Origin of the sequence: Bradyrhizobium huanghuaihaiense, from assembly GCF_007830635.1 — a bacterium.
In the GTDB taxonomy this organism is placed as follows: domain Bacteria; phylum Pseudomonadota; class Alphaproteobacteria; order Rhizobiales; family Xanthobacteraceae; genus Bradyrhizobium; species Bradyrhizobium huanghuaihaiense.
The window spans coordinates 304,607-321,412 of sequence record NZ_VLLA01000003.1; the positions used below are offsets into that span (position 1 = coordinate 304,607).

At 65.5% G+C, this 16,806-nt stretch carries 18 protein-coding genes, 1 tRNA gene and 1 pseudogene; 9 read left to right on the forward strand and 11 right to left on the reverse strand.

Translation table 11 applies throughout. From position 1 onward, the window contains the following. Positions 1-60: 60 nt before the first annotated feature. Positions 61-135: transfer RNA gene (locus tag IQ16_RS09220), tRNA-Thr, on the forward strand. A gap of 368 nt (positions 136-503) precedes the next feature. On the opposite strand, the pseudogene IQ16_RS09225 reads toward IQ16_RS09220, so the two are convergent. From IQ16_RS09225 to IQ16_RS09245, 5 genes and pseudogenes are all read right to left on the reverse strand, one after another. Then, positions 504-910 (reverse strand): annotated as a pseudogene (locus IQ16_RS09225) (GFA family protein). 121 nt (positions 911-1,031) lie between these two features. After that, positions 1,032-2,867 carry an outer membrane protein assembly factor BamB family protein gene (locus IQ16_RS09230; protein ID WP_026312652.1) on the reverse strand — a complete coding sequence of 612 codons (1,836 nt, stop codon included), beginning with the start codon at positions 2,865-2,867 and terminating at the stop codon, positions 1,032-1,034. Between the two features lie 101 nt (positions 2,868-2,968). Further along, positions 2,969-3,682 (reverse strand): class I SAM-dependent methyltransferase, encoded by a 714-nt coding sequence (locus IQ16_RS09235; RefSeq protein ID WP_018647158.1) that lies wholly within the window; start codon positions 3,680-3,682, stop codon positions 2,969-2,971. Positions 3,683-3,757: 75 nt separating this feature from the next. Next, positions 3,758-4,477, reverse strand: a complete 720-nt coding sequence (locus IQ16_RS09240; RefSeq protein ID WP_018647157.1) for a class I SAM-dependent methyltransferase — start codon at positions 4,475-4,477, stop codon at positions 3,758-3,760. 248 nt (positions 4,478-4,725) lie between these two features. Then, positions 4,726-6,423 carry a methyl-accepting chemotaxis protein gene (locus tag IQ16_RS09245; RefSeq protein WP_018647155.1) on the reverse strand — a complete coding sequence of 566 codons (1,698 nt, stop codon included), beginning with the start codon at positions 6,421-6,423 and terminating at the stop codon, positions 4,726-4,728. Between the two features lie 249 nt (positions 6,424-6,672). On the opposite strand from IQ16_RS09245, the gene IQ16_RS09250 reads away from it, so the two are divergent. Next, positions 6,673-6,864 carry a hypothetical protein gene (locus IQ16_RS09250; protein WP_018647154.1) on the forward strand — a complete coding sequence of 64 codons (192 nt, stop codon included), beginning with the start codon at positions 6,673-6,675 and terminating at the stop codon, positions 6,862-6,864. Between the two features lie 3 nt (positions 6,865-6,867). Here the strand turns inward: IQ16_RS09250 and IQ16_RS45530 are convergent, their stop codons facing one another. Further along, positions 6,868-7,035 (reverse strand): hypothetical protein, encoded by a 168-nt coding sequence (locus IQ16_RS45530; protein ID WP_018647153.1) that lies wholly within the window; start codon positions 7,033-7,035, stop codon positions 6,868-6,870. A gap of 103 nt (positions 7,036-7,138) precedes the next feature. On the opposite strand from IQ16_RS45530, the gene IQ16_RS09255 reads away from it, so the two are divergent. Beyond that, positions 7,139-7,525: a hypothetical protein gene (locus IQ16_RS09255; protein WP_018647152.1), complete on the forward strand. Its 387-nt coding sequence runs from the start codon at positions 7,139-7,141 to the stop codon at positions 7,523-7,525. A 311-nt stretch (positions 7,526-7,836) separates the two neighbouring features. After that, complete coding sequence (locus tag IQ16_RS09260; protein WP_026312651.1) at positions 7,837-8,091, forward strand: hypothetical protein; 255 nt, start codon at positions 7,837-7,839, stop codon at positions 8,089-8,091. A 19-nt stretch (positions 8,092-8,110) separates the two neighbouring features. Here IQ16_RS09260 and IQ16_RS47480 read toward each other — a convergent pair whose 3' ends face one another. The 4 genes from IQ16_RS47480 to IQ16_RS09280 form a co-directional block, all read right to left on the reverse strand. After that, positions 8,111-8,353, reverse strand: coding sequence for a DUF6719 family protein (locus tag IQ16_RS47480; protein ID WP_018647149.1), 243 nt, complete (start codon positions 8,351-8,353; stop codon positions 8,111-8,113). 257 nt (positions 8,354-8,610) lie between these two features. After that, on the reverse strand, positions 8,611-9,318 hold the full coding sequence (locus IQ16_RS09270) for an outer membrane protein (protein WP_026312650.1): 708 nt from the start codon (positions 9,316-9,318) through the stop codon (positions 8,611-8,613). A gap of 287 nt (positions 9,319-9,605) precedes the next feature. Continuing rightward, positions 9,606-10,040, reverse strand: a complete 435-nt coding sequence (locus IQ16_RS09275) for a hypothetical protein (RefSeq protein WP_208751630.1) — start codon at positions 10,038-10,040, stop codon at positions 9,606-9,608. Positions 10,041-10,236: 196 nt separating this feature from the next. Next, positions 10,237-10,662 carry a His-rich protein BRANT gene (locus tag IQ16_RS09280; RefSeq protein ID WP_018647146.1) on the reverse strand — a complete coding sequence of 142 codons (426 nt, stop codon included), beginning with the start codon at positions 10,660-10,662 and terminating at the stop codon, positions 10,237-10,239. Between the two features lie 250 nt (positions 10,663-10,912). Between IQ16_RS09280 and IQ16_RS09285 the strand changes: the two genes are divergently transcribed. Together IQ16_RS09285 and IQ16_RS09290 are read left to right on the forward strand one after the other, a co-directional pair. After that, positions 10,913-11,455, forward strand: coding sequence for a tetratricopeptide repeat protein (locus tag IQ16_RS09285; protein ID WP_018647145.1), 543 nt, complete (start codon positions 10,913-10,915; stop codon positions 11,453-11,455). A 108-nt stretch (positions 11,456-11,563) separates the two neighbouring features. After that, positions 11,564-12,949 carry a serine hydrolase domain-containing protein gene (locus tag IQ16_RS09290; protein ID WP_145831405.1) on the forward strand — a complete coding sequence of 462 codons (1,386 nt, stop codon included), beginning with the start codon at positions 11,564-11,566 and terminating at the stop codon, positions 12,947-12,949. On the opposite strand, the gene IQ16_RS09295 is transcribed toward IQ16_RS09290, so the two are convergent. Then, positions 12,939-14,504 (reverse strand): S10 family peptidase, encoded by a 1,566-nt coding sequence (locus tag IQ16_RS09295; RefSeq protein WP_018647143.1) that lies wholly within the window; start codon positions 14,502-14,504, stop codon positions 12,939-12,941. The genes IQ16_RS09290 and IQ16_RS09295 overlap by 11 nt on opposite strands. Before the next feature lie 244 nt (positions 14,505-14,748). Here IQ16_RS09295 and IQ16_RS09300 point away from each other — a divergent pair, with 244 nt between their 5' ends. The 3 genes from IQ16_RS09300 to IQ16_RS09310 all read left to right on the forward strand — a co-directional run bounded on the left by IQ16_RS09300 (position 14,749) and on the right by IQ16_RS09310 (position 16,780). Then, positions 14,749-15,528 (forward strand): NAD kinase, encoded by a 780-nt coding sequence (locus IQ16_RS09300; RefSeq protein WP_018647142.1) that lies wholly within the window; start codon positions 14,749-14,751, stop codon positions 15,526-15,528. Between the two features lie 99 nt (positions 15,529-15,627). Continuing rightward, a complete protein-coding gene (locus IQ16_RS09305) occupies positions 15,628-16,173 on the forward strand; it encodes a response regulator (RefSeq protein WP_008549760.1) in 546 nt (181 codons plus the stop codon). Positions 16,174-16,201: 28 nt separating this feature from the next. Continuing rightward, on the forward strand, positions 16,202-16,780 hold the full coding sequence (locus tag IQ16_RS09310; RefSeq protein ID WP_018647141.1) for an Hpt domain-containing protein: 579 nt from the start codon (positions 16,202-16,204) through the stop codon (positions 16,778-16,780). Positions 16,781-16,806: the final 26 nt, after the last annotated feature.

Below are 16,806 nucleotides of genomic sequence, written 5' to 3' on the forward strand. Positions count from 1 at the left end.
TTGCGGCGCGCACAGGCGGACGGCCCCGGCGCATGCCGGCCCTGCCCGCTTTCCAGCGTCGCCGGCTTAGCTCAGCGGTAGAGCAGCGGTTTTGTAAACCGAAGGTCGGGGGTTCAATCCCCTCAGCCGGCACCATTGGTTTAGCCGACACCTCGTCGTGCCCTGACACAAGAACTAAATCATCAGTCCGGCGTTATCCTCGAACATAGAGCCGTCTCGCGGAGGTCTAGCGATGGACCCGAATGATCGAGCAGCCTTAGCCCTATCCGCTGTCGCCTTGGCCATCGCCATCGTGGTTGCATCGACAGTGACGTTGGAGCGCGTCAATACCCGCACCGCCAGCAACGACGCACCTCCCGGAACGGTCGGACTTGCCAGGCCTCACCCGCCGCTGGACCGTGCTCCCGGTGAACCGATACAGACAACAGGAACGCCGTCCAACGCAAGGCAGCGTCCGTGACCGAACACCGGCCGCGCCGGCACCAGCGCTCGATACCCGCGCCTCAGCCTGAACTCTTCCGCGCACTGCTCTGTTCGAAGTGCTCGACGGCCGTGCCGCCGATCTCGACCCAGGCTCGAACACCGATCTGACGGGCGCCGGAAAATCCGGGTCCGCGATGACGCCGACGGCGACGCCAATCATCGCCGGCAGATTGTCGGCTTGCCAGTAGACCGTTGAACCGCAGTCGGGACAAAAATGGCTCCGGACCTTGCCGCCGCTTGCGGCGGCGCGAACATATTCCTTCGGTGCGCCGGAGATCGTGACGGCTTCGACCGGGTAGAACGCACCGACACCGAACGGTGCCCCGGTTCGCCGCTGGCAGTCGATGCAATGACAGGCCGCGACCAGCCTGGTCGGTCCCGGAAGCGAAAGTGAAACAGCGCCGCAACTGCATCTGGCCTCGATCATCGAATTTGCCTCCCTTTGCCGAATGCAATTTGAAGGAGCAGCGCCGCTCACCCTCCGTCGTCGATGAGGCAAGCTCGAGCCGGGTCCCGGACGCAGCGCTGGGAAAGACCCCGTGACGCCCTCACTCCGTCCCCACCTCGAACGCCAGCAGCACGTTGCCGGCGACGCCGCTCCACTGGCCGTAGCCGGCATTGGTGTAGAGCATACCGCCTGCGATGACCGGCCCGGGGCCGTCGATCGCGCCACCATGGGCGGGGACGCCGTTCACGGCCTTGAAATCCTGCGCGGTGTCGAACTCCCAAAGCAGCTTGCCGTCGGTGGCATAGGCGCGCAGGAAGCCGCTGACGCTACCGGAGAACACCACGCCCGGGATCAGGCTCACCGCCGCCGAGAGCGCGGGACTGCATTGACGACGGTCGCCGCAGGGGACCGGGGGCACTTCCATTGCGATCTTCCCGCTGGCGAGGTCGAGGCCGAACAAACCTCCTCCTTGCGTGGAATCGAGTTGCCGCGTTCCGTCGCGGGTAAAGCGCACGTCGGAGTTGGCGACATAGATGCGCTCACCATCCGCGGCCGAGCCCCACTCGCTGCCACCGAGCGCTCCGCCCTTCCCGATCCGCGTCTGCCACAGGATCTTGCCGCCGTCATCGGGATCGAGCGCGTGCACGACGCCGGATTTCTGCGCGATGGCGAGCACGCGCCTGCCGTCATGCAGGGTCGCGAGGATCGGCGACTGGCCGAAATCGTGATCGGGTCCGTGATCGTCGGGACAATTGGTCTTGTCTGCGCCGTAGCATGCCACGACATAGGCGTCCTTGGGCGTTGCCTGCTGCTTCCAGAGCAGTTTCCCGGTCCCGAGCTCGAAAGCGAGGATCGCGTCTGCGGTTGCGGCCGGCGGGTTCGAATAAGAATTGCTGGTGGCGACATAGACGGCGTTACGCTTCGGATCGATCGTCGGCGCCGACCAGATGGCGGCGCCGGACGGACCGAACAGCTGCGTGCCCCTCGCATTCTTGCTCGTCGGATGTGGCACCTCGGGAATCGTATAGGCCTGCCACACCAGCTTGCCGGTCGCGGCCTGCAGCGCCACCACACTGCCGCGGAAGGTGCAGCATTCGTAACTGGGTTGCGAGCCGGCGGCTTCCTCGAGCGAGGACACCGGGACGTAGAGCACGCCGGAATGCAACGTCGGCGCGCCGGTGATGCGCGCGGCGGCATGCTCCTCGACCTTCGTCTTCCAGATCAGCGCGCCGGTCAGCGCGTTCACGGCATAGGCGTTGGCGCGCAAATCGCCGAAGAAGACGACGAACTGGTCGGAGCCTGGAAGCTGCGCAAAGCTGATCGCGGCGCGCACGGCCCCGTCTGTCGCGAATGTCCACAGCGTGCAGCCGCTTCGCGCGTCGAGCGCATGCACCTTGCGATCGGTGCCGCCGATGAACAGCACTCCGCCCATGATGGTCGGCGGCGCAAAGGACACCGAGGCGCCGGGAAAGGCATAAGCCCATTTCAGCCGCAGGTGCGGCACCTGCTCCGCCGTCAGCCCTGCCATGTCGGCGGGCTGGAAGCGGCTGTTGTTGAGGTCGACGCCCCACCCGTTCCAGTGCGGACCATCGAGCGCCTGCGGAAAGCCGCTGAGCTGCTGCGCGCAGCGGCCTTCCGCGTCGGCTGCAACGCCGCCACCTGCGGTCTTGCCGGTGACGAAGGCGGCAATCGCGCGGCGTTCCGCCTCGCTACGGTCCGTCGCCATCGCCGCCATGCTGCCGGAGGTCAAGGTCCCCAGCACATGATCGAACGACATCGCCTGCATGGCGGTGCGGCCCGGGACACGGCTCTGCGCATCGCCCTCGTGGCACTGCGCGCAATGCGCGGCGTAGAGCGCGGCGCCGTCCTGCTGCTGCGCCAGGGCCGGAGCGCAGCACCAGGTCAACAACGCGGCCAGGACGGCACTTGCTCTCATGGGTGAGCTCCGGCGGGGTCATCGCGATACGAGATCGCTGCACAACCGAAAGTCTATCGCCGGGACGATCACCTGCGCAATGGACGTTCGACCTGCGCCTGTCACACATCCGTGGCAATGCCGACATGATCGGGCAGTCGATCGAGCTGCCAGAGGCCGAGGCTCTTGTCGCGCCAGCCGCCATTGCCCTCCTCGCAGCGCTCGTTGATCAGCTCGCGCGGCGACGGCCAGTTGAACGGCGCCTGCTCCATGTTCAGGGCGCGCCAGTCGCCGTCCTCGCAATCGCGATTGCCGTCCCATTCGGGAAACGTCGTGACAAGCAGGAAGCGCGCGCCGCTCGCACGAAAATTCCGTAATGCCCGCGCGATGTTGGCGAAACTCAAATGCACCAGGCAGTCGCGGCACAGGATCAGGTCGGCGGGCGGCAGCGCATCGCGCGTGATATCCGCGACGAGGAAACGACCGGAAAGCTCACCACGCGCCGCGCGCTCGCTGTTGGCCGCGATCAGCGACGGCACGATGTCGATGCCGGTGTAGTCGAGATCGAGCTTCATGTGGCCGATCCAGCTCGCATCGCCGCAGGGTGCATCGAGCAGCGAGCGCACGCCGAGCCGTTGCAGCAGCGCAGGAAGCGCCTCCCGGATCGCGCTCGTTGCGACATCCTCCGAGCCGAGGCCCGAGACCGAACTCGCCGCGCCCCAAAGGTTGGTCCGCTCGATCCGCTCGAACCGGGCGGCGAGATCGAGCCCCGCGAAATTGTCGCGGTCGGCGACGAAGCGTTCGTGGGCGAGCACGGGAGGACGATCGGGGATCATGAGAGGATTCCGATTCCAGTTTCCATGGCGAGCACAGTCTACAGGTCAAGCCTCAGAAATCACCGGCCTCGCCGCTCAAGCCGGCTTCCGCCATTCCATCACGTGAAAGTAGGGCACGCGGCGATGTAAGGCGTTCCTGCCGGGGTCACCGCCTGTCGGCTCCGGCTCGACGAACAGGCGCAGCTGGAGCCCTTGGCCGAGCAGCAGCGTCATGTAGGTGCTGAGCGGACGATGCCAGTTCTGGATCCGGATTCCGCTCCAGCTCACCCAGATCGGGCGCTCGTCCATGTAGTGATCGATCGCGAAGCGCATGTCGCCCTCGCGGTCGCGTGTCCAGCCGTCGGGCTGGCCCGCGGTGTTGAAGCTGGTCAGGTTGGCAATGAGGAGCGTGCCGCCCGGCCGCAACGCCCCCACCATCTTCGCGATCGCCGCGGCGAGATCGGGCATGTCGATCAGGCTGAGATAGCTGACGACAAGATCGAAGGACGCATCGAAATCCATCGCCTCGGCGCGGTCCAGCCGATAATCCCCGCCGGGGTCCAGCTCCCTGGCGCGCGCGAGCAGCGCCTCGGTCGGATCGATGCCGGTGGTGCGGATGCCGGCGCGCTGCATGATGCGGCAGAAGCGTCCTTCCCCGCAGCCGACGTCGAGCGCATTGCGGAAACCGCGTCCTTCGATCCGCGCACGCATCGGCGCATCCAGCACGAAGCGGCGGCCATAGTCGCCGTCTTCGCCCTGCTCGATGATCCAGGCGGCCGCAGACGCGGCCCAGCCGTCGCCAACATCTTCGGTCATGGGCTGCCCTCGAGGGGGCGCGGCGCGTAGCGCCGCGGGGACGGCTACAGACCACAGATTGGACCGAAGTTCAACATGAGGTAGCATGCGCATCCATGCGCCTCACCACCGCCAAGGAAAAGGCCAAGATGGTCGCTGGTGCGGCTACGGCCGTCATCATGACGGCCATGCTGTTCGTTATCGTTCTTGCACTACTGCTGCCGCAATAGGCGCAATCGGCGCGGCGGGCGACAGCCGCCGCGCTGGGCTTACGCCGCGCGCACCGTGCGCAGGAATTTTCCGACTTCGTCCTTCAGACGATTGCTGTCGCTCGCCAGCATCTTGGCGGTCGAGAGCACCTGCGAGGAGGCCGAGCCGGTCTCGGCGGCGCCGCGCTGCACGTCGGTGATGTTCGAGGAGACCTGCTGGGTGCCGTGGGCCGCCTGCTGCACGTTGCGCGAGATCTCCTGGGTCGCCGCGCCCTGCTCCTCGACGGCCGCAGCGATAGTCGAGGACACTTCCGAGAGCCGCTCGATCGTCGCGGAAATGTCGCGGATGGCGTTCACCGATTCCTGGGTCGCGGTCTGGATGCTGGAAATCTGCTGGCTGATCTCGCCGGTCGCCTTCGCGGTCTGCTCGGCCAGCGTCTTCACTTCGGAGGCAACGACCGCGAAACCGCGGCCGGCCTCACCGGCGCGCGCCGCCTCGATCGTCGCATTCAGCGCCAGCAGGTTGGTCTGGCCGGCAATGGTGTTGATCAGCTCGACGACGTCGCCGATGCGGGTGGCGGCGACCGAGAGCTCACTGACGCGCTCGGTCGTGGTGCGTGCCTGGGTGACGGCTTCGCCCGCCATCCGCGCCGATTCCTGCACCTGGCGGCTGATCTCGTTCACCGAAGACGACAGTTCTTCCGTCGCGGTCGCAACCGACTGCACATTGCCGGTGGCTTCGCCCGAAGCGGCGACGACGACCGAAGTCAGCTCCTGCGCGCGATGCGCGGTGGTGGCCAGCGTCGAGGACGATGCCTCGAGCTCGGTGGACGCCGATCCAACCGTCTCGATGATCTCGCCGACCGCCCGCTCGAAGCCGTCGGCAAGGTTGATCATGTCGCGGCGGCGCTGCTCGGCCGCCTGCTTCTCGGCTTCGGCCTGCGCCGCCTTGAGCCGCTCGACCTCGAGCCCGTTGGTCTTGAAGATTTCGACGGTCCTGGCCATGTCGCCGATCTCGTCGCGGCGCTCCTTCTCGGGCACCTCGATCTTGAGATCGTTGCGGGCGAGACCCTCCATGGCGAGCTTGAGGCGAGCGATCGGCTGCGACATCGCCTTGAGGCCGATGAACAGCGCGATGGCAATTCCGAGGATCAGGCCGCCGCCGCTGACGCCAATCACGGTCCAGGTCGCAGACCGGGCATCGCGGTTGATGGCTTCCTTGCGCTTGCCCGCCGCCTGCGCGGTGTCGGTCACGAACTGCACGATGCGTGCGAGTGCTGCGTCCAGCACCGGATCGCACTCCTTGTGCGCGCGTTCGGCAGCCTTCGCGTTCTCCTCCACGCTGCTCGCCTGTGCGCCGGCCTGGAGCACCGGATCGCAGCTGACGAACGCGGCCTTGAGCTGATCCCCGATGCTCTTGATCTGGCTCGCGCGGGACGGATCGTCCTTCTCCGCCGCGTCGAGGTATTGACCGATCTCGTTGCGGTTCTGGTTCGCGGTCTTCAGGCGGGCGCCGTTGCCCGCTTCCGTCGCCTCGGTGAAGACCGCATAGAGCGCCGCGTGATAGGTCTCGGCGCGGCGCTGGGCGCGGGTCAGGTTGAGGGCGGAGGATTGCGCGGCAGCGAGCTCGCTGAACCCGTCGACGGTCGCGGAGAGTTCGCGCGTGCCGAAGCCCGCGACGGCGATAATTGCGCAGCCCATCACGGCCACGATCAGCGCAACCTTCCACACGATCTTCAGATTGTTCAAAAAGCTCATCTCAGCCGTCCAATGATTCTTCGGGCAGGGCGTAATCCCAGCAACGTGCATTGGAACCCGGCGGACGTTAAAATTTGATGCCAAATGGCCGGGTCGTCTTACGGAAAAATAACCTTCCGCTGCCCATCCGTAAGCTTCGCGTAAGCTTGGGCGCATTTTGCCGGCATCTGGTGGCCCCCAGCCGACCGGAACCAATCCTCCGTGTCGATCGTTTTCGGCCCGATGCGAATCCGGGAAGAAGATCGAAACATGTTTCTGTTGGGAGCGGTGACGCTTTGCTGCGCCATCGTGGCCGGCACGCTTGCGCTGCTCGAGCCCGTCTTTGGACGGGCGCCGGAGAGGCAGGTCGCGGAGAGCAAATCTGCCGATGTCGCTGCGCCGCCGGAGGTCCGGGTGGTCGGCGCGCCCTTCGTGCCGAACGTCAAACCGCGCGAGCGATAGAGCTCACCTCGCTGGCGTGCCTTCGGCCTCCTCGGCCTGGGCATGAATACGGGCCAGCTCCTCGACGAATGCGATCACCTCCGCCCGCTTGTCGGGCGGCAGCGAGAGGAAGGCACGCACAAGCCTCAAGCCCTCCACTTCGAGCGACTCTTCTTCTTTCCCGGCATCCATCCGCCCACTGTCGGGCGACCGGGAAAATTATGCAATCCCCTTGCAGGATTACCTCCTTGATTCGATCCTCCAGCTTTGATGGAATGGTCGACAGGGGTCGCCCATGAAGTGGATCGCGGAGCGCGACGCACTGATCGCGCAGACACTGGCCTTCGTCCAATCCGTAACCGGCAAGAAGGATGAGCTCCATCCGCCGGAGCACCCGCCTGTTGCATTCGCGGTCACCACGGAGATCGTGACCGTGCAGGCTGCTGCGATCGAAACCGACCTGCCACCGGCCGTAGCTCCGCCCGTCCCCCAACCTCAGCCCGTCCAGATCCCGCCGCCCCGCCCCGGTGGCGATTTCCGCACCGAGATGCAGGCCAGGATCGCGAATTTCCGCAAGCATCAGGAGCGGTTCGAGCGCGAACGCGAGGAATATTGCGCAGCGACCCTGACAAAGCTTCGCGCCGCCCTCCGTGACGTCGGCCCTCCTCCGCCGGCCAAATAGTAGGGCAAGCGGGCGTCCTTCAAGGACTTACAGCCAGGACCACACCAGCCAGAGATTGGCTGCGCAGGCGGCGAACAACGCCAGCGTCAACGGCAGGAGCATGTGCCCGCAGGAGGTTTTGAGGTCGCTCGTCATGGCCGAAACATCCGCTGATTCCGGCCGGAGAGTCCCAGGGATTCTTTTTTTGGGGATTCAGGACTCGTTTACGACTCAAGGCCTGACCGCCCCGATCACGGCCCCGTGATCGCATTGCCGGCCGGAACCCCTCGCCGGGGAATTCGTTAATGCGCTTTCCGGGAGCGGAAAGAGAAATGCCCTACGCCCTGTTCTGCAACGACGCTCAAATCAGCAAGGCCTACCCTGACGAGTCCGACGTCTGGGGGTTGGCGCAGCGGAGTGGTCTGGTCGTGGATGTCAGCGCAGATGACGAGCGCGCCGGACCGCGCCGGGTGCTCGACAACGACTACGAGATCAAGCCCTGCCGCGCCGCCCAAGGTGAGGACCCCGTCAGGAACAAGGCCGAGGCCGAGCGCGAGTCCAGGATGGAGCTCGAGCTGAATTCCTGAGGTCGGGCGGAAGGCGGGATCAGGGCGTCGCGGTCGCGAGGGAGGCCTGCTCGCCAGCCAGCACCACGCAGGCCTTGCGCCGATGCAGCCCGCGGATGGCGCCGGTCACTTTCAGCACCTTGCCGGACGGACAGGAGGCGTCCTTGACGAAGGCCACCTCATAGGGTGCCAGCATCAGAGGCTCGGATTTGAGGATTGTTTGAGCAGAGCACGGCAAGGCGACGAAGCACGCGAGCCCTACTACCGACATCAAGATACGCATGACCGTCGTCCCACCAGCCCGGGAAGTCCCATAATAACGCGTTCCGGAGCGCGAGTTCCGTAAGCGGCAAAAATTATTTTTGCTTTACGCCAGCCCCATGACACGCATGAGAAAGCGCGTGCCGGAATGTTTGCTTGCAAATGACGCGCCAGATGGTTCACGCAAGGCAAACAGCGGACCGGCAAGCCGGAGCCGGCAAACGAAAGGCCGGCGGGAAGCCGGCCTTTGTCAGATCTGCGGATCTCGCCTTTGGCGGGTCAGTAGCGCGTGGCTGCCGGTCCGCCCCAGCCGAAGCGGTAGTTCACACCGACCTTGACGGTATGCTCGTCTTCCCGGCCGCGGACGCCGACGATGTCGGCCGGCCCGGAGGTGAAGGTCGTGCTGCCAAAGTTGTAGTACTGGTACTCGGCCTTGGCCGACCAGCTCGGCGCGAACATGTATTCGAGGCCGGCGCCGACGGTGTAGCCGTCCTTGTTGTTGCCGGTCGCGGTGAAGGTCTGCGGGACACCGGCGACGTTGACGCCAAGGCCGCCGTTGCGCCAGGCGTAACCGCCCTTGGCGTAGAGCAGCGTCGGGCCCCAGGTGTAGCCGATCCGGCCGGTCACCGACCCGAGCTGGTCGGTGTTGGATGTCACCTGCGTGCCCAGCGGGAACGTGACACCATTGTTGTTGGTCGGCAGCCAGGAGTACTGGGCCTCGACACCCACGACCCAGTTGGGCGCGAACTGGTAGTCGAAGCCGCCCTGCACGCCGCCCAGGAAGCGGGCGTCGCTCGACTGGAAGCTGCTGTCGCCGGCAAACGCACCACCGACGTGGCCGCCAATGTAGAAACCGGTCCAGTTGTAGATCACCTGCGGCGGCGTGGGGGCCGGAGCCTTGGTATAGGGGCGCGGCTGCATGTCGGCCGCTGCGGCCGGCGCTGCCAGCGCAAGCAAGGCGACTGCGCCCAGCAAAATCGTCTTCATGTCCATCCCCGTTCTTTCAAAATCGACCCTCAGCAAACAACGTGGCGTGAATTTGGTTGCTTCGCGGCGATGCCGGAACGTTGATCGTTCGCACCTGTGACGGGGTGGCAACATCGCGATTTTGTTCCGCCACGCCGCCTTGCACCGACCGATTTTGTCGTTTGCACAAGGGCTGCCGTAACAATTAGTCGCAAGGCAAATCCGCCCCGTTCAAAGCTCGCCGAAATGTGATCCAGCGGCTCCGGCGGTCCTCGTTCTAGCACCCGGCGATGAAGGCGAGCTTTGCGCTAACGCGCCATCTTTTCCAGTTCCGGAAAGGGTGCGTAAACCGCACCGGCGCAGAGCTCGCCGGCTTTGTCGACGACGCGATCAGCTCGTCCATTGACAAAAATCACCGCGCGCTCGCGTGCGCCCTTGTAGCTGCCGTCGGTCTCACGCGGGTTGAAGCGCAGGCAACTGACATAGAACTGCCGGCCGCCGACCGGCCGCTGCACCGGCTCGGCCATACTGGCCTCGCGCACGCCGACCGGATTGTTGAGATAGGTGCGCATCAAGGCGAGCGTGTCGCTGCGGAAATTGTCGGGAAAGGGCTGCGGTCCTCCGGCCTGGGTCCCATCCATCAGGCTTGGACGGTCCCCGTCGCTGCCAAAACACGCCGCGAGCACCAGCGGCAATGCCAGGACCAATGTCGCGCTCACTGCACGTCTCGCCAACCGCCCCACAGGTCACGTTCTCCGCTCGCCCAGACTCGGAAGACGTTCTAGCCCCAAGGTCGCGCGAAGGGAATTCGCCTGCAGGCGCACCGGCCCGCTGCCGGTGCCTTGCGCTATCACGCAAGACGCCGAACGGCGGGCCGGGCCTGAATTCCGCACGCGGCAGCAGGGCAATGCCAGGGATGCCGCCGCGCGGGATCAGTCGTTAGCTGCGCTTCTCGGTCGTCACCGGCTTGGTGACGTCCGGCTGCGTCTTCAGCGACTTCTTCGCCGACAGATGCTTGTGGTGATGACGATGCTTGCGCACGGTCTTGTGCTCGTCCGGCGTCACGGCTGCGTTGGCATTCATCGCCTTCGACTTGGTGTCGACCTTGGCATCCGCCTTGACGTCGGCCTTCGCACCGGGAGCCTTCGCGTCGGAAGCCTTGGCACCCGAAGTCTTGCCATCGGAAGTCTTGGCATCGGCCTTGACGCCGGCATCCGGCTTCGCGGCGGTGGTCGACGCCTTGGTCTGGGTCTGATCCGCCTTGATCACCGGCGCGGTCGTGGTGGTCTTGCCGGCTTCAGCGGCGAAGGCCGGGGCTGCGATCACGGAGGCGGCAAGCAAGGCTGCAGAAATGGTCTTCAACATGGTGGTCTCCTCTTGGAAGGATCTTGAGGCGGCGCCCTCTCGCCGACCCTTCGATCGTAGGTGGGAGCCTAGGCCCCGCGCACTGAACCCATTCTGAAGCCGATTGCAGGCTTCCGTTCATCTGGATGACAAGTTTGTCATCTGCCCCAAGGCGAATAGATCGTGCGAAGCGGGAATGTTTCCTGCTCCTGGGTGTTCCGGTCTTCGGGCAATCGTGTAGGATCGCCACGTTCCATACGGGAGAACTTAGATGCGCAAACTCTCAATGCTTCTGCTGCCGGGCCTCGTTTCCATGGCGCTCGCAGCCGGGCCGGTGCTGACCAGCGCCTATGCCGCGGGCAGCGACGAGCCGTCCTCGCCGCCGAAGTCGGACTCCTCGAGCAAGAAGGGCAAGAAGAAGAGCTCCTCCGTCAGCGATCCCAAATTCCTCGCGGCCTATCGCACCGCCTACACGGCGATCTACGACAATCACGACTACACCGGCGCGATCGACCAGCTGAAGTCGCTCAAGCGCGACGATGTTGCCGACGTCGCGAACCTGATCGGCTATTCCTATCGCAAGCTCGGCGACTACCAGTCGTCCAAGGTCTATTACGAGCTGGCGCTAAAGGACGACCCGAACCACGTCCGCACCTGGCAGTATTACGGCCTCTGGCAGCTCGAGCAGGGCAACCGCGAGCAGGCGCAGTATCACCTCAACAAGATCGCATCGCTCGCCGGCACCGACAGCTCCGAGTATCGCTCGCTGGCCTCAGCGCTCGACAAGCCGACCGGCGCGACGCTCGTCTACTGAAGACTGCGCATCTTCGATCGATGCGAACGGGCACAACCCAGGGGTTGTGCCCGTTCTGCTTTCTCGGCTAGCCTCGCGCACGAATCCTTCCCTCACAATCGGTGCGCAATGGATACGTGGCTGCGATCCGCGATCGACTACATCGGCTCCTGGATCGAATTCCAGCAGACGACAATCCAGCAGCCCGGCGTCATCGTCGCCTTCGCCCATCGCGGCGAAATCGTCGCCGAGCACGCATTCGGCCTCGCCAACCTCGACACCGGCGAGAGGCTCACCCCGCGCCACCGCTTCCGCATCGCCTCGCACTCGAAAAGCTTCACCTCAGCCGGCATCATGAAGCTGCGCGAGCAGCGCAAGATCCGGCTCGATGACGCGGTCGGCCAATATGTCGGCGGTCTCAACCCGCGCATTGCCGAGACGACGATCGCACAGGTGCTCTCGCACAGCGCCGGGCTGACGCGCGACGGCGCCGATTCCGGCCAGTTCATCGATAGCCGCCCCTATCTCAACGCCAAAGAGCTGCTCGCGGAGCTGAAGCTGCCGACCGCGATCGAGGCCGGCACGCGTTTCAAATATTCCAATCACGGGTTTGCCCTGATCGGCCTCGTGATCGAAGCCGTGACGAAGGAGCCCTACTCCGTCTGGATCAAGCGCGAGATCATCGAGCCCGCGGGGCTGCGCGAGACCGAGCCGAATGCACCGCTCCCGAAGGGTGCGCTATTCGCGCGCGGCCATACGCGAAAACTGCCGTTCGGCGAGCGCTGCGTGATCCCCGGCGACAATCCCGCATACGCCATGGCCTCGGCCGCAGGCTTCGTCGCGACCGCCGCCGACACCGCCCGCTTCTTCGCGCAGCTTGCACCCAACGCAAAAAAGAGCGTGCTGTCAGTCGCAAGCCGCCGCGAGATGACGCGGCATCATTGGCGCATCCCGCAAAGCCTCGAGGCCTATTACGGTCTCGGCGTCAATGCCGGCAAGACCGACGGCTGGGACTGGTTCGGCCATAGCGGCGGCTTCCAGGGCTACATCTCGCGGACCTGCACGATTCCGGCCTGCGAGCTCGCGATCAGCATCCTCAGCAACTCCCTCGATGGCGCCGCGCCGTTCTGGATGGACGGAGCGATGCAGATCCTGCGCAGCTTCAACACCCGCGGTGCGCCCGACCGCCGCGTGCGCGGCTGGACCGGCCGATGGTGGACGATGTGGGGCGCAACCGATCTCGTACCGATGGGCAACCGCGTGCTCGTCGCCAACCCGCAGTTCAACAATCCGTTCATGGACGCCGGCGAGATCGAGGTGACCGGCCGCGACACCGGCAAGCTCGCCTGGGCCGCCGGCTACTCCAGCCACGGCGAGCCGGTGCGCCGCGTGCGCGACAAGCGCGGCAAGGTCAGCGACATCTGGATCGCCGGCGCCAATGTGAAGCCGGAAAAGGTCGTCGCACGCGAGATCGCGCGCCGCTATCCGCCGCGCAAGCGGCGGCCTATTCCCTGATCAGCGCCTCGACCTCACCGCGCAAGGCCTGCCGCGAGCCGTCGCGCGAATAGAACATGTGACCCCCGGGATAGACGGCGAATTTCACGCGCCGGGTCGCGAATCCAGGCAATTGGTCGAGCACCCGCTTCGTTCCGAAATAGGGCGTGGCGAGATCGAACAGGCCGTGTGCGACCAGCACGTTCAGCTTGGCGTCGGTGGCGAGGATTTGCCGGAGCTCAGACACCGATTGCGGCGGGTTGATGCCACGGCCGAAATCCCAGTTGCCCTCGACGCTACCGTTCAGGACCTCGTAGGAGCCGTCGGGCCGCCAGTTGAGCTTGCGCGTGAGGACATCGACCGCGGCGCTCGTCAGCGGCGCCTGGAGCGCATCGCCGGAAGGGTCGCCGAAACGGGAATTGCCCGAATCCGGATAGGGATCGTAGCCGCGCACCGAGCCGTCGTAACGTCCCGTCACCTTGCCGTTCTTGCGGTCGAACTCGCGGCGGAACTCGCCGACATCGAAGCGGCCGGCGAGCCTGCGGCTCACTGCCTGGTCGATGCCGGTGAGCTCGGCGACCTTGTCGGCCAAGCGCGTGGTTGCCTCCTTGTCGGCCTCGCCCTTGACGAGATCGGCCAGGAATTCGCCGCGCGCGTAAGCCTCGACGTCGGCGAGGTCGGCGCGCTTGACCGGACCTTTGGCTTCGCGCGCCACCGCCACATAGCTCGGCAGCGTCGCGACATATTGCAGGAGGCTCGTACCGGTGAACTCGCGGAAGTCGAGCAGCGGCGACACCAGGATCAATCCCCTGACGCCGACGCCGTGCTGGAGCTGCAACTGGCGCACGACCTTCGGCCCGCGAATGCCGCCATAGCTTTCGCCCGCGACGTATTTCGGCGAGGTCAGCCGGTCGTGCTTCTCGAGCCAGCGGCGGATCACGAGCGCGATCGAATTGACGTCGCCGTCGACGGAGTAGAAGGATTTTCGCGCGTCCTCGCCGCTCGCCACGAACCGGCTGTAGCCGGTGCTGACGGGGTCGATGAAGACGAGATCGGTGAAGTCGAGCCAGGTCTCCGCGTTCGGCTTCACCTCGGGTGAAGCCGACGGCGACAGCGCTTCGCCGTCGAGCGGCAGCCGCCACGGACCCGCGGCGCCGAACTGGAGCCAGGCCGAGGACGCGCCGGGTCCGCCGTTGAACAGGAACGTCACCGGGCGCGTCGCGCGGTCGGCCCCGTCGAGCTCGTAGGAGGTGTAGGCGATGTCGGCCAGCGGCTCGCCCTTGCCGTCGAACACGCGGATCGAGCCCGCCGTCGCGGCGAAGTTGAGGGCACGGCCGGGCAGGTCGAGCGTTTGCTTCGTGGTCGAATCCGGCGGCAGACGGTGCGGCTCGGCGGACGGCGAATTCTGCGATGCGCCTGGCGCGCCACCACCGCGCCCACCCTTCTGGCCGGCTGGCGCCGTCGTCTCGGAGCGCGGCTGCGGCGGATCATCCGCGCGCGCAAATCCTGCGAGTGCGAAAGCCGACACCGCCAGCACCAAGGCCGTGCAACGCAGCGCCGACAAGCCCGTGACCATAATCGTTCTCCCTGCTCGGCTGTGAGAGCCGGTGAGGCCGAAAGCTTAGCGCGGAATTGAGACGGTTTGGGGGATCATTGACGAAGCCCCCTGAGAGGCCGATTGGGCTCGAAACGACCCGGTTTGCCCCGAATCCGGCAGTGCCGTTTGCCTTGAAGGGTGGTCATCCTCGACAATGGAGCCCCACCTCGTATAGACGAACCCGGCGGAACTTTCTCGAGCCAGCGAGCCTGCCCGAAAAGCCATGACCAAGCCATCGCGATACGACCGGATCGCCTTCGTCGCCAGCCCGAGCAGCGAGGCCCGGGCCGCTTTCGGCCAGCTCACCGCGCAATATGGCAATTGCGATCCTGACGAGGCTGACGTCGTGGTCGCGCTCGGCGGCGACGGGCTGATGCTCCAGACGCTGCACCACCACATGCGCACGGGAAAGCCGATCTACGGCATGCACCGCGGCACGGTCGGCTTCCTGATGAACGAGTACTCGACGCATGATCTGCGCCAACGGCTCGAGACGGCGCATGAATCCGAGATCAATCCGCTCTTGATGCGCGCGACCGACGTCAACGACCGCGTCCACCTGCACCATGCCATCAACGAGGTCTACCTGTTCCGCCAAACCTCCCAGGCGGCGCGCTTGCGGATCCTGATCGACGAGCGCGAGCGCATGCCGGAGCTAATCGCCGACGGCATCATCGTGGCGACGCCGGCCGGCTCGACCGCCTACAACCTCTCCGCCCAAGGCCCGATCCTGCCGATCAACGCCGCCCTGCTGGCATTGACACCGATCAGCGCCTTCCGGCCGCGGCGCTGGCGCGGCGCCCTGCTGCCCAACACGGCCTATGTCGTGATCGAGGTGCTGGAAGACGACAAGCGCCCCGTTGCCGCGGTCGCCGACCACGAGGAGGTACGCAGGGTCCGGCGCGTCGAGGTGCTCTCGGACAAGAGCATCTCGATGCGGATGCTGTTCGACCCCGGCCACAGCCTGGAAGAGCGCATCTTGCGCGAGCAGTTCGGCTACTGAGTCCCTGCCCGGGACTGCCGCCGGGCGCCCGCCGGCAACCCTTCGTTAACCCCCGCCACGATATGGTTAACGAAGGTTGACCGCTTTGGCCCGGGCGTCATGTTCCGCATCGACTTCAACAAGCTGCGCTTCCTCGTCTGCGACGACAATCCGCACATGCGCCGCATCCTGCGGACGCTGCTGCATTCGTTCGGCGCGCGCGAAGTCTATGAAGCCGAGGACGGCGCGACCGCGCTGGAAATGTACAGCCATTACGTGCCCGACATCGTCATCACCGACTGGGCGATGCCGATCTTCGACGGGCTCGAGCTCGCGCAGATGATCCGGCAGCCGGAATCCAAGGGCAACCCTTACGCGCCGATCATCATGCTGACCGGCCATTCCGAGAAGCGCCGCGTCACGGTGGCACGCGATGCCGGCGTCACCGAATTTTTGGCCAAGCCGATCTCGGCCAAGGGGCTCTACCAGCGCATCCTCAACGTCGTCGCCAATCCCCGCCCCTTCATCAAGACCAAGACCTATTTCGGGCCGGACCGGCGCCGCAACACCAACTCCGCCTATATGGGTCCCGAGCGCCGCGTCGGCGAAAAGCACGAGGTGCTGCAGCAGCCCTCGCTGCTCGACAAGGCCCGCTCCTCCATCTAGCGCAACGTCTTCAGACGAGGCAGGCATCATGGCGAAGAACAGCGCAAAGGACATCGAGGTCAAAGCCTTCGCCACGCATCAATTGATCACGCAGCCCAATCCGCTGCGCAAGGTTCTGCGCCGCGTCGAAGAGAAGGACATGGACGATCCGGTCAGCCGCGCCGAGCAGGCGCTCGCAGGCCTCTCCGGCGAGTTCAAGGACTGGATGGCAACCGAGGTCAACCGTCTGTCGGCCGCCTACGTCGCCATCCGAAATGACGGCTTCACCAAGGAGCGGCGCGACGAGCTGTTCCGCGCCGCACACGACATCAAGGGCGATGCCGCGACGTTCGGCTTCCCGGCGGCAGCGGGAATCGCCGAGAGCCTGTGCCGCGTCATCGAGCACGCGCCGGATCTGGAGAAGGTGCCGGCCGAGCTGTTCACGCACCACATCAATGCCATCCTGGCCATCGTGCACGAGAACACCAGGCTCGACAGCATCAGCGTCTCCGCCGAGCTCAGCCGCCGCCTGCGCAAGGTCGCCGACGACTATCTCACCCAGGTCAACCGCGACCGCCCCGAGCATCTCGAAGCGATCCTGGCACCGAGCATCGTGCCGGCGGAGTAAAGGCCGAGCTCTCTCCTCTCGTCATT